Annotated in this window: 19 protein-coding genes and 1 other annotated feature; of the genes, 1 reads left to right on the top strand and 18 read right to left on the bottom strand. The window is 34.3% G+C overall.

What is annotated here, in order from left to right:
- Nucleotides 1–84: 84 nt before the first annotated feature.
- From NSQ08_RS08350 to NSQ08_RS08305, 10 genes are all read right to left on the bottom strand, one after another.
- Nucleotides 85–1,446 carry a sensor histidine kinase gene (locus NSQ08_RS08350; RefSeq protein ID WP_016102196.1) on the bottom strand — a complete coding sequence of 454 codons (1,362 nt, stop codon included), beginning with the start codon at nt 1,444–1,446 and terminating at the stop codon, nt 85–87.
- Nucleotides 1,443–2,132 (bottom strand): response regulator transcription factor, encoded by a 690-nt coding sequence (locus tag NSQ08_RS08345; RefSeq protein WP_016102197.1) that lies wholly within the window; start codon nt 2,130–2,132, stop codon nt 1,443–1,445. Before NSQ08_RS08345 ends, NSQ08_RS08350 begins: the two co-directional genes overlap by 4 nt.
- A gap of 13 nt (nt 2,133–2,145) precedes the next feature.
- Nucleotides 2,146–3,393, bottom strand: coding sequence for a hypothetical protein (locus tag NSQ08_RS08340; protein WP_016102198.1), 1,248 nt, complete (start codon nt 3,391–3,393; stop codon nt 2,146–2,148).
- Between the two features lie 162 nt (nt 3,394–3,555).
- Nucleotides 3,556–4,557 carry an LCP family protein gene (locus NSQ08_RS08335; protein ID WP_002189306.1) on the bottom strand — a complete coding sequence of 334 codons (1,002 nt, stop codon included), beginning with the start codon at nt 4,555–4,557 and terminating at the stop codon, nt 3,556–3,558.
- A gap of 358 nt (nt 4,558–4,915) precedes the next feature.
- A complete protein-coding gene (locus tag NSQ08_RS08330; RefSeq protein WP_016102199.1) occupies nt 4,916–7,219 on the bottom strand; it encodes a glycoside hydrolase in 2,304 nt (767 codons plus the stop codon).
- 218 nt (nt 7,220–7,437) lie between these two features.
- Entirely contained in the window at nt 7,438–7,650 is a 213-nt protein-coding gene (locus tag NSQ08_RS08325; protein ID WP_002031378.1) for a DUF6366 family protein, read from the bottom strand.
- Between the two features lie 92 nt (nt 7,651–7,742).
- Entirely contained in the window at nt 7,743–8,636 is an 894-nt protein-coding gene (gene thrB / locus NSQ08_RS08320; protein WP_002189304.1) for a homoserine kinase, read from the bottom strand.
- Complete coding sequence (thrC, locus tag NSQ08_RS08315) at nt 8,633–9,691, bottom strand: threonine synthase (RefSeq protein ID WP_002189302.1); 1,059 nt, start codon at nt 9,689–9,691, stop codon at nt 8,633–8,635. The genes thrB and thrC overlap by 4 nt, the downstream gene beginning before the upstream one ends.
- Nucleotides 9,684–10,979: a homoserine dehydrogenase gene (locus NSQ08_RS08310; RefSeq protein ID WP_002031370.1), complete on the bottom strand. Its 1,296-nt coding sequence runs from the start codon at nt 10,977–10,979 to the stop codon at nt 9,684–9,686. The genes thrC and NSQ08_RS08310 overlap by 8 nt, the downstream gene beginning before the upstream one ends.
- 307 nt (nt 10,980–11,286) lie before the next feature.
- Nucleotides 11,287–11,518 (bottom strand) — a binding site (T-box leader).
- A gap of 236 nt (nt 11,519–11,754) precedes the next feature.
- Nucleotides 11,755–12,393 (bottom strand): pyridoxamine 5'-phosphate oxidase family protein, encoded by a 639-nt coding sequence (locus tag NSQ08_RS08305; RefSeq protein ID WP_002012360.1) that lies wholly within the window; start codon nt 12,391–12,393, stop codon nt 11,755–11,757.
- 81 nt (nt 12,394–12,474) lie between these two features.
- Between NSQ08_RS08305 and NSQ08_RS08300 the strand changes: the two genes are divergently transcribed.
- Nucleotides 12,475–13,083, top strand: a complete 609-nt coding sequence (locus tag NSQ08_RS08300; RefSeq protein ID WP_016103190.1) for an NUDIX hydrolase — start codon at nt 12,475–12,477, stop codon at nt 13,081–13,083.
- Between the two features lie 44 nt (nt 13,084–13,127).
- Here the strand turns inward: NSQ08_RS08300 and NSQ08_RS08295 are convergent, their stop codons facing one another.
- The 8 genes from NSQ08_RS08295 to NSQ08_RS08260 all read right to left on the bottom strand — a co-directional run bounded on the left by NSQ08_RS08295 (nt 13,128) and on the right by NSQ08_RS08260 (nt 20,801).
- Complete coding sequence (locus NSQ08_RS08295; RefSeq protein ID WP_002141354.1) at nt 13,128–13,466, bottom strand: SdpI family protein; 339 nt, start codon at nt 13,464–13,466, stop codon at nt 13,128–13,130.
- A gap of 71 nt (nt 13,467–13,537) precedes the next feature.
- On the bottom strand, nt 13,538–14,368 hold the full coding sequence (locus tag NSQ08_RS08290; RefSeq protein ID WP_340773401.1) for a peptidoglycan-N-acetylglucosamine deacetylase: 831 nt from the start codon (nt 14,366–14,368) through the stop codon (nt 13,538–13,540).
- 160 nt (nt 14,369–14,528) lie between these two features.
- Nucleotides 14,529–15,407, bottom strand: coding sequence for an aminoglycoside 6-adenylyltransferase (locus tag NSQ08_RS08285; protein WP_012260764.1), 879 nt, complete (start codon nt 15,405–15,407; stop codon nt 14,529–14,531).
- A 133-nt stretch (nt 15,408–15,540) separates the two neighbouring features.
- The gene (locus NSQ08_RS08280) at nt 15,541–16,212 is read right to left on the bottom strand and encodes an O-methyltransferase (protein WP_340773396.1); all 672 of its coding nucleotides are present in this window, start codon (nt 16,210–16,212) and stop codon (nt 15,541–15,543) included.
- Between the two features lie 149 nt (nt 16,213–16,361).
- Nucleotides 16,362–17,081, bottom strand: coding sequence for a 3-ketoacyl-ACP reductase (locus NSQ08_RS08275; RefSeq protein WP_002012353.1), 720 nt, complete (start codon nt 17,079–17,081; stop codon nt 16,362–16,364).
- A gap of 98 nt (nt 17,082–17,179) precedes the next feature.
- Complete coding sequence (hitS, locus tag NSQ08_RS08270) at nt 17,180–18,280, bottom strand: envelope stress sensor histidine kinase HitS (protein WP_340773391.1); 1,101 nt, start codon at nt 18,278–18,280, stop codon at nt 17,180–17,182.
- Nucleotides 18,277–18,954: an envelope stress response regulator transcription factor HitR gene (hitR, locus tag NSQ08_RS08265; RefSeq protein ID WP_002031358.1), complete on the bottom strand. Its 678-nt coding sequence runs from the start codon at nt 18,952–18,954 to the stop codon at nt 18,277–18,279. The genes hitS and hitR overlap by 4 nt, the downstream gene beginning before the upstream one ends.
- 86 nt (nt 18,955–19,040) lie before the next feature.
- On the bottom strand, nt 19,041–20,801 hold the full coding sequence (locus NSQ08_RS08260) for an ABC transporter ATP-binding protein (protein ID WP_282914777.1): 1,761 nt from the start codon (nt 20,799–20,801) through the stop codon (nt 19,041–19,043).
- Between the last annotated feature and the right edge of the window lie 248 nt (nt 20,802–21,049).

Genomic DNA, 21,049 nt, shown 5'->3' with positions numbered 1-21,049 from the left:
TCTCCCTATTAATCTTATATATAAATCACCCAATATAATTATACATCTATTTATTTTTATTACACTATATAAACTTTATATAAATTATAGTGGGAGTTTTATCAAAATTGTTGTTCCTACACTTTCTCTACTTGTAATACTAAGCGTACCACCATGAAGCTCCACCATTTTTTTTACAATAGCTAATCCAATGCCTGCGCCTTCAATATGGTTATTAATCTGATAAAATGACTGCTCTATAAATGGTAGATGCTCTTTAGCAATTCCAATACCTTGATCTGTCACCTTAATCATGGCTTGTCCTTCACTTTTGGTCGCTTCAATGTAAACTGTACTTTTTTCATTTGAATATTTAATAGCATTATGAATAATATTTAGAAAAACTTGTTTTAGTCTATTTCGATCTCCTACTAGTTCTACTCGTTCTAAATTAGCAACTAGATGAATCTGTTTCTCTTCTGATTTAGGAGTCAATTGCCAAATCGTCTCTTCTAGTATATCGTACAATTGCACTTTTTGTTTATATAAATTAAAATGATTTGACTGCAATCTTGAAAAATCTAGTAACTCTTCTACTAAATGAATCAATCGGTCTGTTTCACCTGAAATAATTCCCATACCTTGCTTTATTTCTTCATCTGTTAAATGATCTACTGTTTTTAATGTCTCACTCCACCCTTTAATTCCTGTTAAAGGTGTTCGTATTTCATGAGAAATAGAGGCAATAAATTCATTTTTCATTTGCTCAGCCTTTTCTATTTTATCGGCCATATAATTTAAACTATGCGCTAACTCACCTAATTCACCAGGATAATCCTCTTTAATTTGCTCCTTTAATGTACCTTCCGCAATTTGCGAAGAAGCATGAATAATAGATTCGATAGGTTTCACAAACGAATTCGCCAATCGTCTACTGATTAAGAATACGATACCTGAAATGACAATTCCAACTGAAATAGTAAACATAATAATTTCAATAATCTTTGCATTTACATGTGTTAAAATAGTCGTATATTTTAACACACCGATAGTTTGCCCTTGATGTACGAGTGGACTTAATACTTCTAATTGTTCCACGTTATCTTTCGTAGTAATAACTTGGTGATACATTTCCCCCTCTAGTAAAGAATAAGGAATGCTTACTTTACCTTCAACCTTTTGCCCACTTGACGATTGTATAATTGTACCTTGCCGATCAATCAATTGTAATTCCGTTCCTTCTAATTGGAAACTCTCAATTATTTCTCCGCTATATTCTTGCAAACGAATAAAATATAGTGAATTGTATTCAGAGAAAAAACGTGTGCTTGTCTTTGCATGCGATTCAACATATTGCACAATGCCGTTATAATAATATCGATAAATAGAAACTGAAAATGCTACTTCAAATAATACAAGCATTAGTGTAATGACCGTCATAAAATATAAAGTCACTTTCCGTCTCATCTTATAGTTTCCTTCCACACATATCCTTTTCCCCATACAGTATGGATAAACTCTGGTTCTGACGGATTACATTCTATCTTTTGACGTAACCGTCTCATATTTACATCGACTACTTTCGTCTCGCCTACGTAATTAGTTCCCCAGATCATATTTAAAATTTCATCACGCGAAGCCGGCTTCGAAGCCTGATTCATTAAATACTGTAATATCATGTACTCTGTAGGGGTTAAATCAACTAATTGTCCACCTTTATATAATCTTTCTTCTATGATATTTAACGAAAACGGACCAGACGTGATTGTATTCGTTTTTTCTTCATGTACTTCTATTCTTCTTAATAAAGATTGTATTCGTGCAGTTAATTCTACTGGACTAAACGGCTTTGCGATATAATCATCTGCACCAATTCCTAGCCCTTGTACTTTATCTTCATCTTGTACACGTGCGGTTAACATAATAATACCCATTTTTTTATTTTCTTCCCGGATAGCTTTACAAACTTGAAAACCATCAATCCCCGGTAACATAACATCAAGTAACGCCACATCAACAGTATGTTCACTTAAAATCTGTAACGCTTCTTCTCCAGTGCTAGCTTCTAATACATAAAATCCAGCACGTTTCAAATTTAAGACAATAAAGCTACGGATTGGTATTTCATCTTCTAAAACTAAAATTGTTGACATAATTCCCACCTCCCTACTCTTGTTGATAATCCGCTAGCGGTTTTATATATGCTTTCATTTTTTCAAATTTTTCTTGCTTCGGTACTGCATATACATGAGAAGCCGTTTTAACTGCTGCCTCGTATCCTTTTATTTTGAACCATTCTTTCCGCTTAAAAATATGGACTTCAAGCCATGTTTCATTTGTAGTTGCATCTATAAATTTTTGAACATCCGGTGCTTCTTGCTGAACTGGGACAGTTATTTTTCCAATTAGCGCTTGAGGGATTTTGACAAAATAACCTTTCTCTATATTGACATATCTTTCTTCTATCAGTTTAATTCCCTCTTCACTCCACTGTATATAACGCTCAAACATCGTGCTCTCTCCGTACGATACCTCCTCCCAACCTTTTGGACGCACAGTACGAACAAATTCAATAATGCCGTCTTCATTAACGTCTTTACTTTCCACAACATAATCATTGAATAAATCTTCTTTCCCGTCTATAGGTAGCCCCTCATAATGATCCTGATCAAATTTTGCTACATATGTTATACCTGAATGAGCCCCAACTCCTGCATCAATTACAACTGCCTTTGACTTGTTAGAAATACGTCCCATTTGTATTCGTTGGATACTATTTATATATGGATCAAATGTAACTTCAGACATAGTGTTAAACTGTTCAATGAACTCAACTTTCAATTGCTCATCTTTTTTATAAGTAACAAGGCTTATATCATTAAGGCCATTTTTATTTAAATCCTCTATAAATAACTTCGTATATTGCCGATTATAAATCTCCTTCATATCATCATTTTCTTCCGAAAAGACATACATTACATGTTCTAAAGATTCACGACTTACAGAGATTCCAATTAATAACTCTCGCTTCCCGTTCCCTGTAAAATCACCGACTTTAACGATATCTATATTCTCACCATCAAATGTATGAGTGGACTTTAATTTCCAGCCATTGCTGCTTTCCGCATAAATAGCTAAATATATACTCCGATCTTCATTCGGTACTTTATAAAATACGATCGCTTCTTTCTTATTATCTTGTTTAAAATCCATTGACCAAATCATCTGTTTATCTTTATTAGACATTGGAGTAAGCAACCGATAATTAACTGGCAAATCTTTATCTATTTGCTCTTTTAATTCATTAATCCACTTTTCATTTGCAGGAGCTCCCATTAAACTTGTTGGAGCTTCAGACATTTTACATCCAGTCAATATAAAAATGATTCCCAAAATGCTTATCCATTTCTGCATATGATATCTTTCCTTACTACAAATTTTAAGTATTTTTTATACTATGTGCCTCTCCAATATTCTCATACATATGAGTATAGTTTTTCTAATATAAAAAATCGTTACAGAAAAGTTACAACTATATTTCCATAAAAAAAGATTGGCAAAGGCCAATCTTTTTTACTATTCGTTTCGAGCTGGTTTTGGTGTTATACCCAAATGATCATTTAATTTTTTTGAAATATCTTTTACATTTTTTTCGTTTGGACTGTAATAATAAATACCACCAATACGTTTATCAGTACCTTCAATTTGCATTTTTTCCATTTGCAGGTCAGATCCAGCCATATTTTTCGTAATAGCAAGCATATCATCAAACGTTAAGTTTGTTTTCATGTTGTTATCCACTGCATCAAGTAAAGAGCCCATTTTACTAATTGATTGAACAGACATTGCTTTTTTCGCAATTGCTTCAATTACAAGTTGTTGCCTTTGACCACGCATTGCGTCACTATCAATTTTACGCGTTCTAGCAAGTGCAAGGGCTTGTTCACCATTTAAATGTTGGTAACCTTTTTCTAAATGGATCATACCTGCTTGGTCTTTACTATCTTGTTCTGTGAAAGTAACCGGTACATCAATATCAATACCACCAATTGAATCTACAATTTGTACAAATGACTCAAAGTTAAACTTCACATAATAATCAACTGGAACATTTAAAAATCTTTCCACTGTATCTCTTGTACTTTCAACACCGCCAAATACGTGTGCGTGTGTAATTTTATCTAATTTCTTTCTAGATGGAATATAAACGCGTGAATCACGCGGAATACTTACTAATTTAACGGATTTATCATCTTTATTAATTGTCGCTAATAAAAGTGCATCTGTCCGAACTGCTTCGCCGTATTGGCTTTTTCTCATTTCACTTCCGTCTACACCCATGATTAAAATCGAAATATTATCCTTTAAAGGTTCCACTTCTTTGTCCCTTTTTGATGACTTATCAATTTTTGCATATGCATCACTTACAACCGCTTTTGCTTTGTTATATATAAACGATCCATATCCTACTCCTCCAAAAATAAGTAGGAAAAATGGAATTAAAATGAACCATTTTATTGACTTTCGTTTAGAACGTTTTTTATTGCTTCTCGTATTTTGTTCTAATTCAGAGCTCATACCCATTCGCCTCTCTTTCTCTTTCCCTAGTATAATGTAAGTCTATTAATCTTCATATTGAATTTCCTTTCAATTACCTTACATTTTTGTAAGGTTACTTCATGAATCCAACATGTATTCCATTTCACATTATACTCTTGTGCTTATTTTTGGCAAGTCACTATTTATCAACTTAAAAAATACAATACTTCGGAATATTCGAATTTACATATTTATTATTCTGTTATTTGCAGGTAGTAAGATTTTCACCTCACAATTTAGCAAGAATAAAGAGTCAAGTTTGTGCCGTACCATCTTGATTGGTGATGACTAATAATCAGTGAGGGATAAATCCCCCACTGATTAAAGTTTCACTTTATTATTTCTCATTTGGTGTGTATATCATTTGCTTCCCATTATTATTAATTAAAGCTGACTTTGCTTTTATTTTCGTTTTTTCTATTTCTACATCTTTATTTGAGAAATTCACAATGATTTTAATATCTTTTCCATATGAAGTAGATTGTACTAGCTTATCTTCTGACAGATATGCAAAGTTCGTCATTTCTTCTTTTACTGCCTTTTCATGAACTTCATTCCAAACTTTCAGATGCTCTGTAATTTCTTTTTTATGCTTATTCCACTCTACTTCATCTAAATGGTACAACGGAGGAACATTATACAATAACTCATATAACATACGATTTCCAACCTCGTCCTTTACCTTCAAACTTCCCCATTCCCAGTGGTGCGTTGTAATAACCGAATCATTGTATACTAGTTTATATAATGGCACCGAATATACTGGATTTAAATATACTTGCTTATATTCTTCTTTTAACGGTACTTGTTTTGCATATTTTTCTGGAACATTTTGATTTGGTGACCAATATCCACCGACATAATACGGGCTTGTTTTATTTTTTCTCATATCTTCATCGTCCCACTTAATAACTGGTGTTTCAATTCCATGAGCAAATGCAATCGTACTACTTGCAAAATCATTTCCGCCCTCAGAGCCAACTACCATACCTTTTTCTTGTGCAATATAATCCATTCGTTTTAATCTTGCTTGTAAATCTTGTTCTTGTGTCGTTAAATGTTTTGTTGAATAATCATCATAAATTTCGCCCGTCGCGTCACAATCAATAAACCATGAATTATATTTAGGGCCATTTTGTAATATATCGTTCATTCGTTCTTTTACACTAGGAAGTGATAATGTCGGATTTAATTTTCGGCCTCTCCCTAAAAACCCTTGCACTTTCTCACCATTTTTCTTCGTTACAGTGGCTTCTTCATATAACGATGGGTCATTAAAAGAAGCTGTGTTCCAATTTTTATCACCTTTTTCGTGAATAGAATGGTAAGAATCATACGGACCAACTAAATATCCCATTTCCTTAGCTTCTGTAACGAAATTAGGCTGCATAAATCCTTGTTCCCAGTTCGGTAGACCAATCCACGCTTTGTCTATCCCTACTTTTTTCATTTCCTTTATTATATCCGTTCCATCTGCTTTACCCCATTTACTTACTTCTTCAACTGCATCACCGAGTACTGACTTTAATAAATGTTTATTTAAGCTATACAGCTCTGTCTTCGATAAATGATCTACACCTTTCTTTAATAACACACTAGCTTCCTGATTAACTTTCGGGAAAATATCCTCTTTATACAATTCCTTCATAGATAATACTTCGTTTGTATAGCGTAAAATAACATTTTTTTGGTACTTATCGATAAAGTCTTGTTTACTCACCTGCTCAAATACATTCAATTCCCCAGGCTCTGAACTATTCTTTTGAATAAGGTCTTTTATATGGCTAAACACCGGGCTATTTATTTGCTCTCTTAGCTTCGGCCAATTCACGTTACTTTCTGATAAACCATTTTGATTCCAAAAGTAAAAATGAGCTGCCCCGTAAAGTTTTTCGATTTCTTTATTTTTTCTTGCCTTTTCTTGTAATGTTTTAAATTCACCTTTTCGAGCAATATTATCCTTATACAGTTTAGCAATACTTACTGCATCATTATTTGTCACATATAATTGAAATCCATATGTTTTATTTTTATTTATACTCGGGAATTCATGTGTAAAATCAAACCCTATTTTCGGATCTGAATGAAATTTCAATTCATTATTAAACATATTGTTCGCAATATATACGATCGAATATTTAGAACCATTTAATGCAAAAAACTTCATAGAAAATGATTCAGCAAATGAATATGCATCATCCTTTAAAAACTTCTTCCAATTCTCATCATTACTCGGAATTTGCTTACCTTCCCATAACGGAAGTGTATAATTTTCAGCTTGCACTTTTGGCCATGTGAAACTTTCTGCACCAGTCGATTCCACTTCAATATTTAAGTGGTCTTTTTTCTTTTCTAAATTTACTTTTACTTTTTGATCCGGATATTCCCATGATGTATGATCCTTGTCTTTTTTCAAATTCGATACCTTCATTTTTGGTAACGGTTGTGATGCCTGTTCTTTTACACCATCATGTTCTACAGTTAACGTAAAAGTCTCAGGATTTACATCGTAAGTAAAATCTTTATACGTCGCTTTCTTTATTTTAGACTCTTGTAAAGCATCATTACCTTTTACATCACACCCGACTAAAGTCGAAAGTGACAATGTTGTAAGAAGACATATCGCTATCATTTTTTTCATCTTCTGCACCTCCACCACTGAATATACAGGAGGTTTGTTACAGGAATATGGCAAAAAATAATAGAGCTAGCATTATGCTAGCTCTATTATGAGCAAAAAAATTTACGTATTACTATAATCTGTTTAAAGAAAATATGTAATACAGGCAGACTTTAATCCTTTTTTTTTATTCTCACTAATAATTAGATCAAGCAAATCTAAATTCCATCAAGCTTTCCTTAACTGAAAAAGTAACTATATATAATATATCCTAAAACTAGCACTAAAATTAATATCCCTGTACCTTTCCAATTCATACCACCTGTCATATCAGCGGGGCTACCTGATTCCGCCCTGTTGAGTCCATCATTCAAAGAACCGGTAGGATTATTTTTCAATTCACTTTGTCTCATGCGTTCTCTTTTTTCTTCTGGTGACTCTTTTGAACTCATATAATCACCTCTAAAATTAATGTTTATTCCGAAAAATCCCCTTTAAAATAGATTCTCCATAACGTAAAGAAAGCTAGCGATGCTAGCTTTCTTTATAATCCAATATGTTCTTCCTTATTTACAGTAATCCCTTTATGATCAATTTCAAGCTCACATACTTTCATAGCTGCAAATACTCTCGCTAATTGGTCAGCTATTTCTTTACGCTTCTCGTACGGAGTTAAAATAAAAATGGATGGTCCCGCACCACTAAGCGCTGTTCCATATGCTCCGAATTCTTTTGCACATTTACGAATTGATGGTAATAACGGTACAAGTTCTAAACGATATGGCTCGTGGAAATGATCTCTTTCCATCATTTCACCTACAACTTCCCACTTCTTTTGACATAACGCAGCTACTAATACGTTACTTATCGCACTAGCCTTAACCGCTTCATGAAACGGAAACATCTCTGGTAATACAGATCGACTTTCATCCGTATTTAGCTCTTCATTCGGAATAAGAGAAATTACGCCTAATTCCTTACTTTCAATCCTTACAACCGAAACATTTTTTCCATCAAGTGCTCCGATTACAGTTCCACCTAAAATAGAAGCAGCGACATTATCTGGATGTCCTTCAAAGTTTGTAGCAATTTGAACCTTTTGATCAGTTGTTAAATATAAATTTCCAAGTTGATTCGCAAGCTCTATTCCTGCTACAATCGCTGATGCGCTACTTCCTAGCCCTCTTGTCAGCGGAATATTACTAGTAACTTCTATTATATGGGGTGATAAAGAAGGACATACTTTACATGCCGTGCTAACAATTAAATTTTTATCGTCTTTTGGAATTGAATCGTCAAAAGAATGTATCACTTGCCACTTATCAGCTTCTTCCTTTACACTTACTTCTAAATATAATGACAAAGCTATTCCAACAGAATCAAATCCTGGTCCAACATTCGCTGTACTAGCAGGAACACGAACTCTTAATGGTATCACGACATAATCACCCCTTTAATATGATCTTTAATTTGTTCTATATCATTTGACACACTTGCAATATCAAATTTATTAGAAGAAATTGCGATATCAGGATCTTTTAAACCATTTCCAGTTAAAACTGCAACAACTGTTTCGCCTTTTTTAATTTTTCCAGATTGAACATGTTTAATTACACCCGCTAATGAAGCATTTGATCCTGGCTCTGCGAAAACTCCTTCAGTTTTTGCTAACAATCTATACGCATGTAAAATCTCCTCATCTGACACCATATCTATTTCACCATTAGACTGTTCGGCAGCCTCTACTGCATACGACCAACTTGCCGGATTACCGATGCGAATCGCTGTTGCAATCGTTTCAGGTGCCTCAATGACATGTCCTTTTACAATTGCCGCCGCTCCTTCCGCTTCAAAGCCGTGAATTCTGGGCTTCTTATAGCCTTTTTCTTTCTCGTATTCACAGAACCCTTTCCAATATGCTGTAATATTCCCAGCATTTCCAACAGGGATAGCTAGAACATCTGGTGCGTTTTGCAACTGGTCACAAATTTCAAATGCCGCTGTTTTTTGCCCTTCAATTCGGTAAGGATTTACTGAGTTTACTAATGTAATCGGCTCTTCTGCAGCAATATTTCTTACAGCCTTAAGTGCATCATCGAAATTCCCTTCTATTGAAATGATCTCCGCTCCATAAGCAACTGCTTGCGCTAATTTCCCATGCGCAATCTTTCCTTCTGGTATTACGATAATACATTTCATTCCGAGGCGTGCCGCATATGCGGCAGCTGATGCCGATGTATTACCTGTAGATGCACAAATAATTGCCTCTGCCCCTTCTTCTTTCGCCTTTGCAACTGCCATTACCATGCCACGGTCTTTAAAAGAACCTGTTGGATTCGCTCCTTCATATTTCCCGTATAACTGAATTCCTAATTGCTTTGATATATTTAATAATGGAATCAGAGGTGTATTCCCTTCCATTAAGCTGACATCAGGTGTGTTTTCATTCACTGGTAAATAAGAAGCATACTGTTTTAATAGTCCTTTATACATATTGTTTTTCCTCCTCAATAATGTAGTAACTGTTTATTTCACTTGCGACATCTTCTATCGCCCCTAAAACTTGTTCGAATTGATATTTTGAAGTTCGATGCGTCACAACAACGACTTCTGCAAGTTCGCGATTTAAAGGTAATTGAATAACTTCTTTTAAACTTACAGAGTAATTAACGAAACATTCCGTTACTTTTTGCAACATCCCTGGCTCATCTCGTAATGAAATACGTAAGAAATATTTCGAAACTACTTCTTCATCTCCTTGTAATTCGTAAGGCTCTGGTTCTTTTAACGCACTTTTATTTTTCGGAACTTGATTCATATTTTTAACGATTGAAATAATATCACTTACTACAGCAGAACCAGTTGGTAACTTCCCAGCTCCAGGTCCGTAAAACATCACTTCCCCTACTGCTTGACCGTGAACATACACCGCATTGAATTCATTATTTACATTCGATAACGGATGATGCCTTGGTAATAAAGTCGGTTCTACACTTAAATGAATGGCTGATCCTTGTTTCTCTGCTTTACCAATTAATTTCATTGTAAATCCTAATTTTTCGGCCATCTCTAAATCTTCTTTTTCAACCTTTCGAATACCTCTAACTTGAACATCATCTAAAGAAACATTCATCGAAAAACCTAAGTTTGCAAGAATTGCTACCTTTCTCGCAGCGTCTAGTCCATCTACATCCGCTGTCGGATCTGATTCTGCAAACCCTAATTTTTGCGCTTCCTGTAAAGCCTCTTCATACGACCATCCATTTTGACTCATCTTTGTTAACATATAATTTGTTGTTCCATTTACGATTCCCATTATTTTTTCAATTTGATCTGAAGCTAGCCCGTCTGATAATCCTCTTAATATTGGAATCCCACCGGCTACACTCGCTTCGTAACATAGGTCACATTCATTTTTATTTGCCAGTTGCAAAAGCTCCGCACCGTATACGGCCATTAAATCTTTATTTGCTGTTACAACATGTTTTTTATTTTGTAAAGCCGTAACAATATGCTGTTTTGCTTCTTCAATTCCGCCCATTACCTCTACTACAATATCAATATTTGAATCATTTAGAACTTCATCTACATTACTTGTTACTACGATTCCATCAATGCAAACATCACGTTCCTTTTCCAAATCACGTACAACGACTGTCTTTACCTTTACTTCATATCCTGTATCAAGAGCGATCTTTCGATAATGTTCTTTCAAAATATGGACAACACCACTTCCGACAGTACCTAATCCTAATACCCCAACATTAATAACGTTATTCATTTTCTAATCTCCTCCTAAATAGTTTAATTGTTACACCTGTGAATCACCTTACTCTGCTTTTTAATCATGCAGGTGGTGGTTATTTCCGTACGTACTAATCGTTTCATGTTACCGCACCTCCTTTCAAAGTAATAAAGTGAAACTTTAATCAGTGGGGATTTTGTCCATTCCTCACTGATTATTAGTTGAACCAATCGGGCTTTTACGGACAGTTGATCTCCCGTCTTACTCCCTCGCATCCGCCAAATTTTGAGATGGGAATCTTACTGACCGTTAATGCGGGATAAAAAAACACACTCATCCCTAGGAAAGGGACGAATGTGTTTTCGTGGTTCCACCCTTGTTCCAACCTAGACTTACTTTCTTCTAGATTGCTCAAGTTCAGATAACGGCTGATACCGTCAATAATTACTAGATTACTCGTTCACTATTGAAGTTCAAAGGTGGTAAGATCATTTTTCGTGTTAGGAAGCTCACAGCCTTGTCTTCCCTCTCTGTAAACCGTAAAAATCATCTCATGTCCTTATCGTTACTTTTTCGTTCATGTCTATTTGTTAACTTATTATAGTTATCAACTTTTTAAAAAGCAAGCCTATTTTTCTTCACAATTTTTAAGAATATGAATAATTATATTTTAAAATAATAAATCATCTAATACAGATGTATTCTCTTGCACATATATTCATCACATACAAATTAACAATATTCATAGTTAAAGTCTCACTCTAAAACGTTTAGAGTTTCATACTTCAACACTATATTTAAAAAATAATTTTTAATACAATCTTTCCCTATAACTTTCTTCTAAAGAACGTGCAACTTCCTCTTCTGAAGCATTCACTTTCGCATGCTCCATTAACATTTTCGGTGCTGAAGGTAGCTCTGTTTTATTTAACCATGACTCTGGATCCCACATTTTTGAACGAATAAAAGCTTTTGCACAATGAATATAGCATTCTTCTATTTCAACAACAATTCCAAGTAACGGATTGCGTCCATTCGCCTGCATTTCTTTCAAAATTTCTTCATCGTTCGTAATATATGCTTTACCGTTTATTCGGAGTGTTTCCCCAAGGCCCGGAATAAAAAAGATTAACCCTACGTGCGAATTTGAAATTATATTTAAAATAGAGTCTATACGACGATTACCCGGTCTTTCTGGGATGATAATTTTATTTTCATTTAATACATATACAAATCCAGGTGCGTCTCCCCTCGGCGAAGCATCACACTCTCCGAATTTATTTGCAGTAGATAATACTAGAAAAGGCGATTTAGACAGGAAATCTACACAATGGTGATCAAGTGATGAAATAACTTTTTTCAAAGCCCGTTCACTTGGTTGCCCCAATATTTGTCGTAATTCTTCCTCAGTTGAAATTATTGATTTTATTTCCTTATTCTCTATCTTCACTAATAATCACTCCTTTTTCTTTATTTTCCCAAAATTCAATACAAATATTGTATAATAAAATTTGCAGAAAGGGGAATTAAAATGACAGAGTGGTTAACAATATTTGATCCTGAAAGAAATACACTTGGAAAGAAATTACGTGATGACGTGCATCGTGACGGTGATTGGCACGAAACATTTCATTGCTGGTTTGTAGAAAAAGATGCTGAGGATATGTTCTTATATTTCCAATTACGCTCTAATAATAAAAAAGAAGCTCCGGGTATATGGGATATTACATCCGCCGGACATATTATGCATGATGAAGATGTACTAATTGGCGGTCTACGTGAAATTGAGGAAGAACTGGGTCTTTCCTTCCAAACGAATGATTTAACATACAAAGGAATCTATAAAATAGATTATGAAATTTCAAGCCTTACTGATCGTGAGTTTTGTCATATGTATTTCCACAATGTAATAAAACCACTTCCATTTGCACCAGGTGAAGAAGTAGACGATGTGATGAAAGTACATGCGACTTCTTTTCTACAACTATTAAGAAGAGAGATTTCATCTTTAACGACTAATTCTGTTTTAAACAATAATCCGATAACGATAGCATTTGAAGATATTTATCCTTATGATCTTGAATACTATGAATTTGTTATAGTGCAAGGACAAGAATCGCTAAACAAAAATAGTTTATAAAAAAATAGGACTCCCAGCTTACTTTATTCGGGAGTCTTATTTTTTTATTGCTCAAGTATCTTTAATTTTTTCTCTACTCGTATAAATAATCGTATAATTAACAACAGCATAACAATCATAATCGCTATCATTGTATGTGGATATCTAAACAGTATACTAATAACACTTCCAATTAACATCATAATGAATCCATTTTGTTTCATCACTTCTGCACTATACTTGTTACCTGCATCCCATAATTCCTTATTTTCCATAGACCGTTTCGTACGGTAACCATATGCTGCGTTAATATCCGTCGGTGGATTTTTTTGAAGAATAAGTGCCGCAAGTATAAATATAATACCAATCAATATGCTCATTCCTACGTTTACTAGTGCATCCATCAATTATATCCCCCCCTAACTTACACCTTCATTATACTATACAACTTTTAAAATTCCAATTATTAACATTTTTATTTTCTCTCTTTAGATGTCTGGAACATACTTGGAAGTGTTACAAAACGTGCCCTTTTCGTTTTTAACTGTGGAATGATTTTGTCTAGCGCATCTACAGATCCTTGTAAGTGTCCACCTGGAGTTGAATGCTGAAGTATGACACTTCCTGGAAATGAATTCCCTAGCACATTATTTGTAATCGTATCCGCACTTACCCCTTTCCAATCAACTGTATCAACACTCCACTGTACAATCATAAAATTTTGCTCCGTCGCCCACTTCAATTGATTTTCAAGTATTTCACCATACGGTGGACGTATAAATTTAGGAGCATAACCAGCTAAACGATTTAATATTTCTTCCGTTTTTATAATTTGATTACGGTACTCAGCCTCATTTACTTTCGCTAAATTCGGATGATTATACGTATGATTACCAATTACATGCCCTTCATTCGCGATACGCTTTACTACATTCGGAAACTTTTCTGCATTTTCACCAAGTAAGAAAAAAGTAGCTTTTACATTATATTGTTTTAACTTATCTAAAATTTTTGGCGTAAATACTAAATCTGGTCCATCATCAAATGTAAGAGCTACTTCCGCTTTATTGTATGGTCCTGAAAATGCATACGCATATTTTTCAACCCATGAAAAAGGTGTCCATGACCCCCGATTCTCTTCCTTCACTTTGACTTGATCATTTTGCGGAACATTTAATACATACGGCACTGCGTCTATATAGTTTCCATAATAAAATGAATGATATGGCATATAAGCATACGAAACATTTCGTTCTAGTCCCCAATGAAATGGAACGAACATTTCTGGTGCGTAAAAATAATACATGATAAAAACCTCCCTAAAATTTCATATGTGATTCATCTGTACTTTGTTAGAGAAATTCTTATTCATGAACAAAAATAAGACTGTCCGTAATTAGGACAGTCTTACTGCTTTATACAATTAATAAAGTGAAACTTTAATCAGTGGGGGTTTTACTGCCCGTTTATGCGGGATAAATCGATGTACTACCTTTCGGCAAAACTTTCACATGTTTTAAATAGCTTGTCACTTTGTCATCATCATCTTGCGGGTATTGATATCCATATGTGTTAGCAATTTCGTTCGCAACTTCCCTAAATAAATCACCCATTACAAAGAATGACTCCCATATATTTTCATATTCTGCATTTGAAAATGTATTTCTAAATTGCTCCCACGTATCTTTTTCAACATATTGCTCGAAATGCTTACCAAACTTTCCGGTATTCACTGTAAAATTTGTTTTCATACCAATATGCCATTCTAGCATTACGATTAACATATCACGCATTGGGCCTTCAAGCATTCCTTTCGCATAAGAAAGTTCCTCGCGCCACAATCCTTTTCCTACATTTGTACTGCACCACCAAAATTCATTACAGCAATCCAAAAACTCTTTTTCTGTAGGATTTTTTATAACGTAATCTTTATCACTTGCTGGCGGAAATTCTCCAATACATTTGTCTTTATCCAGTAGTAATTTACTTAAACTATCCTGTCCAATAAATTTATTTATTAAATCAACTGGAACTAGCATTAAATCAATTCGATTCCCATCCATGAACTGCATTAAATACGGAAATTTCCCGTCTTTATCAGCTGGAAGTAACGACATTTCTTCCGGCATTTGCACAATCATTATTTCTCCAAATCTATTAATCCAACTATGATTACACGTAAAAGATTGTATATCTTTTACAACATAAATAATATCATAGTCTTGAAAACAATCTTTTTTCACATTTGGATTCACACGTGACCCATTCATGATGACAGCTCGAATTCTTTCATCCTCTTTTGCTGTATTTATAATTAAGTCTAACATTTCTTTTTCAGTTCTCATCTTCTTATAGCCTCCAAGTTTTTAATATATAATATAAAGCTATGTAAATTGGAGGTCCACGAGCTAAATTCGTTGTACAAGATACACGTTATAATTTTTGAAACTTCTTTTTCATCCCTTTTTCCTCCTTACATTACTCTGTTACGACTGCAATTACAAACCCATCGTACCCTTTACTTCCTACAGTTTGAAGCGCAGTAGCACTTACACGCGGCTCAGCAGCTATTAGCTCATAGAAATGGCGTATCCCTTGTACACGAGGATCGCTACTAGTATTATCAATAACTTCACCTTCACGTACTACGTTATCCCCAATAATTACAGTACCAGGGCGTGATAGTTTCAGTGCCCATTCAAAATAAGCAGGGTTATTTTGTTTATCCGCATCTATGAAAATAAAATCAAATGGTTCATACTTCTCATTTTCTATTTGTTTTAAAGAATCTAACGCTAATCCTAATCGTATTTCAATTTTATCATTCAAATTGGCACGCTCAATATTGCTCCGTGCAATTTCAGCATGCTTTTCACTTGCTTCTAATGTAACAATTCGCCCTCCAGATGGCAATGCTCTTGCAAGCCATATTGTACTATATCCGCCTAGAGTGCCAATCTCTAAAATGTTACGCGCTCCTTGAATTTGTACTAATAGTTGTAAAAACTTCCCTTGAGTTGGCGATACATCATGTGCCGGTAAATTAGCTGAAGCATTTGCTTGAAGAACTTCTTCTAATGTAGAGTCTTTCGGTATTAATACATCACTCATATATTGATCAACAGCCGTCCATTTCTCAATCGTACTCATGGAAATACCATCCCCTTCAAGTTTTTCATGCTTTTCTACCATTCACTTCACATTATACCGACAATTCTGCTTTACATACAAAAAAATAAAAAAGGGACACCCATTCCATTACAGAATAGATGTCCCTTCTTTGTTTATAAATTTACCCCTTACGGATTAGTAGACCAAAGTCCTGCTGATTTAATAAATGTACGTTTATTTAATTTCAGCTGCGCTACGATAAACTCTGCAATATCTTCCGCTTGCATTACTTTATCAGGGTTTCCATCAGTTAATCCTAAGTCTACAGCCATGTCAGTTGCTACTGTACTTGGTGTTAAAGCTGTTACACGGATATTATGTTTACGAACTTCCATCGCTAACGATTCTGTTAAACCAAGAACACCAAATTTAGAAGCACTATATGCACTTGTTACAGGTGCACCTTTTTGTCCTGCTGTAGATGAAATATTAATAATATCACCAGATTGTTGTTCAATCATACTTGGTAAAGCTGCACGAGTTGCATAGTATACACCCATTAAGTTTACTTGAATGATTTTTTCCCAATCAGCAACTTCTAATTCTAAAAACTTACCGAATTTAGAAATACCAGCGTTATTAATTAAAATATCGATAGATCCTAAACCGTTTTTTAATGTTTCAATTGCAGTAGTTACCTCTTCATATGAAGATACGTCAGCAGTCGCAATAACAGCTTTTACGCCTTCTGCTTCTACTTCTTTCGCAACTGCTTTTAAGTTTTCTTCTGAACGAGCTAAAAGACCAACATTTACGCCTTCTTTCGCTAATGCGATCGCTACAGCGCGACCAATCCCTCTACCTGCTCCTGTAATTAAAGCATTTTTTCCTTGTAATAATTCTGCCAAGTGTAACACTCCTTAATCTTCTCAGTTGTTTATTATATTAAAAGTGTAGCTATGTTTATGTAAAAAGGCAATGATGCACTTTTATGTGCGTAGGTTACTTATAGGTAACTATAGTAATGGTAAATGCATTTTTCTTCATGATTTGGAATACGCACAATAAATTCTGTACCATTTCCTTCTACACTCTCAACTTTTATTTTTCCTTGATGAAGGTCGAGTACTTTTTTTACAATTGCTAGACCTAATCCACTTCCTCCATAAGCACGGTTTCGTGAAGAATCCGCTTTATAAAAACGTTCAAAAATATGTTGTTTCTGTTCTTCGGATATACCAATTCCCGTATCATGAATACTTACTTCCAGGAATTCTTTATGTTCTTTTAAATGAATTGTAATCGTGCCACCATTTGGTGTGAATTTAATACTGTTATGAATTAAATTAATCCATACTTGGCTCATACTTTCTTTGTCTGCGGTAACACACACTTTATCCATATCAAGATCTAGCTCAAGTTCTTTTTCATCCCAAAGAGGCTCACTATTTAACACAATTTGTTTCAACTGTTGATCTAATCGATAAGTAGCTCTTTCTGGTGAATACTCCTCTGACTCTAAAAGTGTTAGCTTCAATAAATTTTGACTCAATTTAGATAATCGCGTTGTTTCAGTTTCAATAATAGTAAGATAATGTTTTCTTTTTTCAACTGGTAGATTATCATCTTGTAGCGCTCGAGCAAATCCCTTAATAGATGTTAATGGCGACTGTATTTCATGAGAAACATTCGATACAAATTCTTGTCTCATTTTCTCCATTGCATTAAGTTCATCCGTCATATCGTTAATACTTTTTACAAGCACACCAATTTCACCATCATACTTTTCTTCATTCCGTATTTTTACAGAGAAGTCCCCTTTTGCAATTTTTTGTATCGGTTCAATGATCGTCCAAATCATCGCCTCTCGCTTCGGTCTCATTAAAATTCCGATTAATGTCCAAATAAGAACGATAAAAACAAAGCCGACCATATCACTAATTAGAAAAGTAATAAAAGGCGATACGTTTATTTCAAATGCTTTCATTACACTAGACGATACAAAAAAGGCTATTGACCAAATTATAGTAAGAAAAGCAAAGAGCGCTACTATCGCCCCCATTACTTTTAACATCTTCATCTTACTCATTCTTTCTCTTTTTCTCATTTACTTACCTCTAAGCGATACCCTAAGCCCCTTATCGTCCTTATACTAAACTTTGATAGCTCTTCTTGAAACTTTTCACGCAACCGATTAATATGAACGTCTAGCGTGCGTTCATTCCCTTCAAAATCATATCCCCATACGTCTTCTATTAATTGCTCTCTTGAACAAGTTCTTCCCGCTTTAGATCCTAATGTAAAGAGCAACTCAAATTCTTTTAGCGGCAGCGTCACCGTTTGTTCTCCAACGTTAACTTCAAATGTTTTACGATTTAACAGTACATTCCCAACTTGAATAGATTGCGATACTGTAATTTGGTAACGTTTCAATAATGCCTTCACTCTCACAACTAATTCTAAAGGATCAAATGGTTTTACAAGATAATCATCTGTTCCGAGGTGAAATCCTTTTACTTTTTGAGATGTTTCACCTTTAGCAGTCAGCATAAGAATTGGGATATCATAGTATTTTCTTAATTCATAACATAAATCAAACCCATCCATATTTGGCATCATAATATCAATAATCGCCATTTCGACTTTCACTTCTTCTATTTTTCGAAGAGCATCTAATCCATCAACGGCCTCATATGTTTGAAAACCTTCTCGTTCCAAAAATACAGAAACAAGTTCTCTAATGTGCGGATCATCATCTACAATTAAAATTTTGGGTATCAAGGAATCATATCCTTTCTGCTTAACATACTTTTTAGCACTCTAAAATCAACAAACAGTGAAGTGCCCCTTCACTGTTTGTTTTCATTCTATAATGCTCCTTCTTTAATTTTCAATTGTTGCATTGCAAATTCACGGTACATGTCATGTGTCCGTAATAACTCATCATGTGAGCCACTTCCTGTAAGATTCCCTTTTTCAATAAAGATAATTTTATCTGCATCTACAACAGTAGAAAGTCTATGCGCAATAACTAAAGTTGTTCTACCTTTCATTAAGTTATTTAACGCCTTCTGAACAACCGATTCCGATTTACTATCAAGACTTGACGTCGCTTCATCTAACATAAGGATTTGCGGGTTTCGTAGTAACGCTCGAGCAATCGCAATTCGTTGTCTTTGCCCTCCAGAAAGCTTCACACCACGCTCTCCAACTTCTGTTGCGTATCCACTTGGTAAATCATGAATAAACGCATCAACATACGCCATCGCTGCTACTTTTTCAATTTCTTCATCCGTCACTTCACCCTCAACACCGTAGCAAATATTATCGCGAATCGTTCCATCAATTAACGGACTATCTTGTGAAACGTAACCAATTTGACGTCGCCATGATTGTAATGAATATGCTGTAATTGGTTCTTTCCCTAATTTTATGAAACCACTAGTTGGCTCATAAAAACGTTCTAACAGCGAGAATAAAGTTGTTTTTCCGCTACCACTTGGTCCTACAATCGCCGTTACTTTTCCAGACTCAATCGTGAAGTCGATATTTTTCAAGATTTTCTCTTCTTCGTTATACTCAAAATGTACATTTTCAATAACGATTGGCTGCTTCGCATTTGTAACATTCATACCTGTTTCATGATCTTCTACTTCATATTCTAAAATCGTATTAATTCTTTCGGTTGCACCAATTGCTTTTTGGAACTGAGTAAAGAACATTGATAACTGACTCATTGGCATAATAATTTGAACCAAATACAAAATAAATGCTACAAGTTCACCTGTTGTTAATGCACCACTAGAAACTCGCATTCCACCATACCCTACGATAATAACAAGCAATGCCATTAAAACAAACGACATAACAGGTGAAATTAATGCTTGCACTTTTCCTTCTTTCAAACCAAATTGCAATAATTTTTTGATACCTGTATTACCTGTTTCATATTCTTTTTTTTCCGTATTTGAAGATTTTACTAAACGAATTTCTGATAGTACTTGTGTTAATACACTAGTAAAAGAAGCCGTTTCATCTTGAAGTGCTTTTGAAATCTTATACATTTTCCGTCCAAGTGGAACTAAAATTAGTACCGATAATGGAATAACCGTTAAAAGTAAAATTGTCATTTTCCAGTCTAAAACAAATAATACAATTAATGACCCAATAATTGAGATACCGCCTGTTAATAAGTTTGACAAATGCTCAGAAATTAATGTTTTAACAACACCTGTATCATTTGTCATACGACTAATTGTATCTCCCGTTCTGTTTTGATCATAATAAGACACTGGTAAAATAAGTACCTTTTTCCACAATCGTTCTCTAAGTCCAGCTACAATTTTTTGTCCAATATAATTCAGTAAATAAATTGACAATCCTGCAGCAATTGTTTGAATAATAAAGAATGCAATTAATCCAACAATTTGTCCCGTACTAATTGAAGAAAGTGAAAAATTATCAACTAAACCTTTTGTCAGCATTGGAATAAACAAACTCGCTCCAGTAGAAAGTAAGCTCATTATTAATGCAAAAATAAGAATGCCTTTCGGTGGATTTGTATCTTGAATGAGACGTAAAAACTGCCTCCAATTCCCTTTTTTCTTTTCTGTATTCCTAACTTCCATTGTCGTTCATCTCCTCGTTATAAACAAAACTATTCTTTCTAAAACTAGAATACGCTATAAATGTAAACTGAATGTAAACACACTTTTTTCTAATTTTACAAAATATACATATAAACTCATCTTTACAACAAGTATAAATATCTGATATTATTACCTGGTACTTATTATTATTCTATGTAAATTATAGACTACGCATAGAAAATATATAACTAATTTTATCAATTAGCTAATTTAAAACACTATATAAA

The sequence above is a fragment of the Bacillus sp. FSL E2-8887 genome, from assembly GCF_038007205.1.
GTDB classification, from domain to species: Bacteria; Bacillota; Bacilli; order Bacillales; family Bacillaceae_G; genus Bacillus_A; species Bacillus_A mycoides.
This window is presented reverse-complemented; position numbering and strand designations above follow the sequence as displayed.

Coding starts and splice junctions, on each gene's coding strand:
- NSQ08_RS08350 (WP_016102196.1), bottom strand. CDS start 1,446: ATGAGACGGAAAGTGACTTTATATTTTATGACGGTCATTACACTAATG.
- NSQ08_RS08340 (WP_016102198.1), bottom strand. CDS start 3,393: ATGCAGAAATGGATAAGCATTTTGGGAATCATTTTTATATTGACTGGA.
- NSQ08_RS08310 (WP_002031370.1), bottom strand. CDS start 10,979: ATGAATAACGTTATTAATGTTGGGGTATTAGGATTAGGTACTGTCGGA.
- hitS (WP_340773391.1), bottom strand. CDS start 18,280: ATGAGAAAAAGAGAAAGAATGAGTAAGATGAAGATGTTAAAAGTAATG.
- NSQ08_RS08295 (WP_002141354.1), bottom strand. CDS start 13,466: ATGGATGCACTAGTAAACGTAGGAATGAGCATATTGATTGGTATTATA.
- NSQ08_RS08285 (WP_012260764.1), bottom strand. CDS start 15,407: ATGAGAACTGAAAAAGAAATGTTAGACTTAATTATAAATACAGCAAAA.
- NSQ08_RS08260 (WP_282914777.1), bottom strand. CDS start 20,801: ATGGAAGTTAGGAATACAGAAAAGAAAAAAGGGAATTGGAGGCAGTTT.
- NSQ08_RS08330 (WP_016102199.1), bottom strand. CDS start 7,219: ATGAAAAAAATGATAGCGATATGTCTTCTTACAACATTGTCACTTTCG.
- NSQ08_RS08345 (WP_016102197.1), bottom strand. CDS start 2,132: ATGTCAACAATTTTAGTTTTAGAAGATGAAATACCAATCCGTAGCTTT.
- NSQ08_RS08325 (WP_002031378.1), bottom strand. CDS start 7,650: ATGAGTTCAAAAGAGTCACCAGAAGAAAAAAGAGAACGCATGAGACAA.
- NSQ08_RS08290 (WP_340773401.1), bottom strand. CDS start 14,368: ATGTATTATTTTTACGCACCAGAAATGTTCGTTCCATTTCATTGGGGA.
- NSQ08_RS08280 (WP_340773396.1), bottom strand. CDS start 16,212: ATGAGTACGATTGAGAAATGGACGGCTGTTGATCAATATATGAGTGAT.
- thrC (WP_002189302.1), bottom strand. CDS start 9,691: ATGTATAAAGGACTATTAAAACAGTATGCTTCTTATTTACCAGTGAAT.
- NSQ08_RS08300 (WP_016103190.1), top strand. CDS start 12,475: ATGACAGAGTGGTTAACAATATTTGATCCTGAAAGAAATACACTTGGA.
- NSQ08_RS08335 (WP_002189306.1), bottom strand. CDS start 4,557: ATGAGCTCTGAATTAGAACAAAATACGAGAAGCAATAAAAAACGTTCT.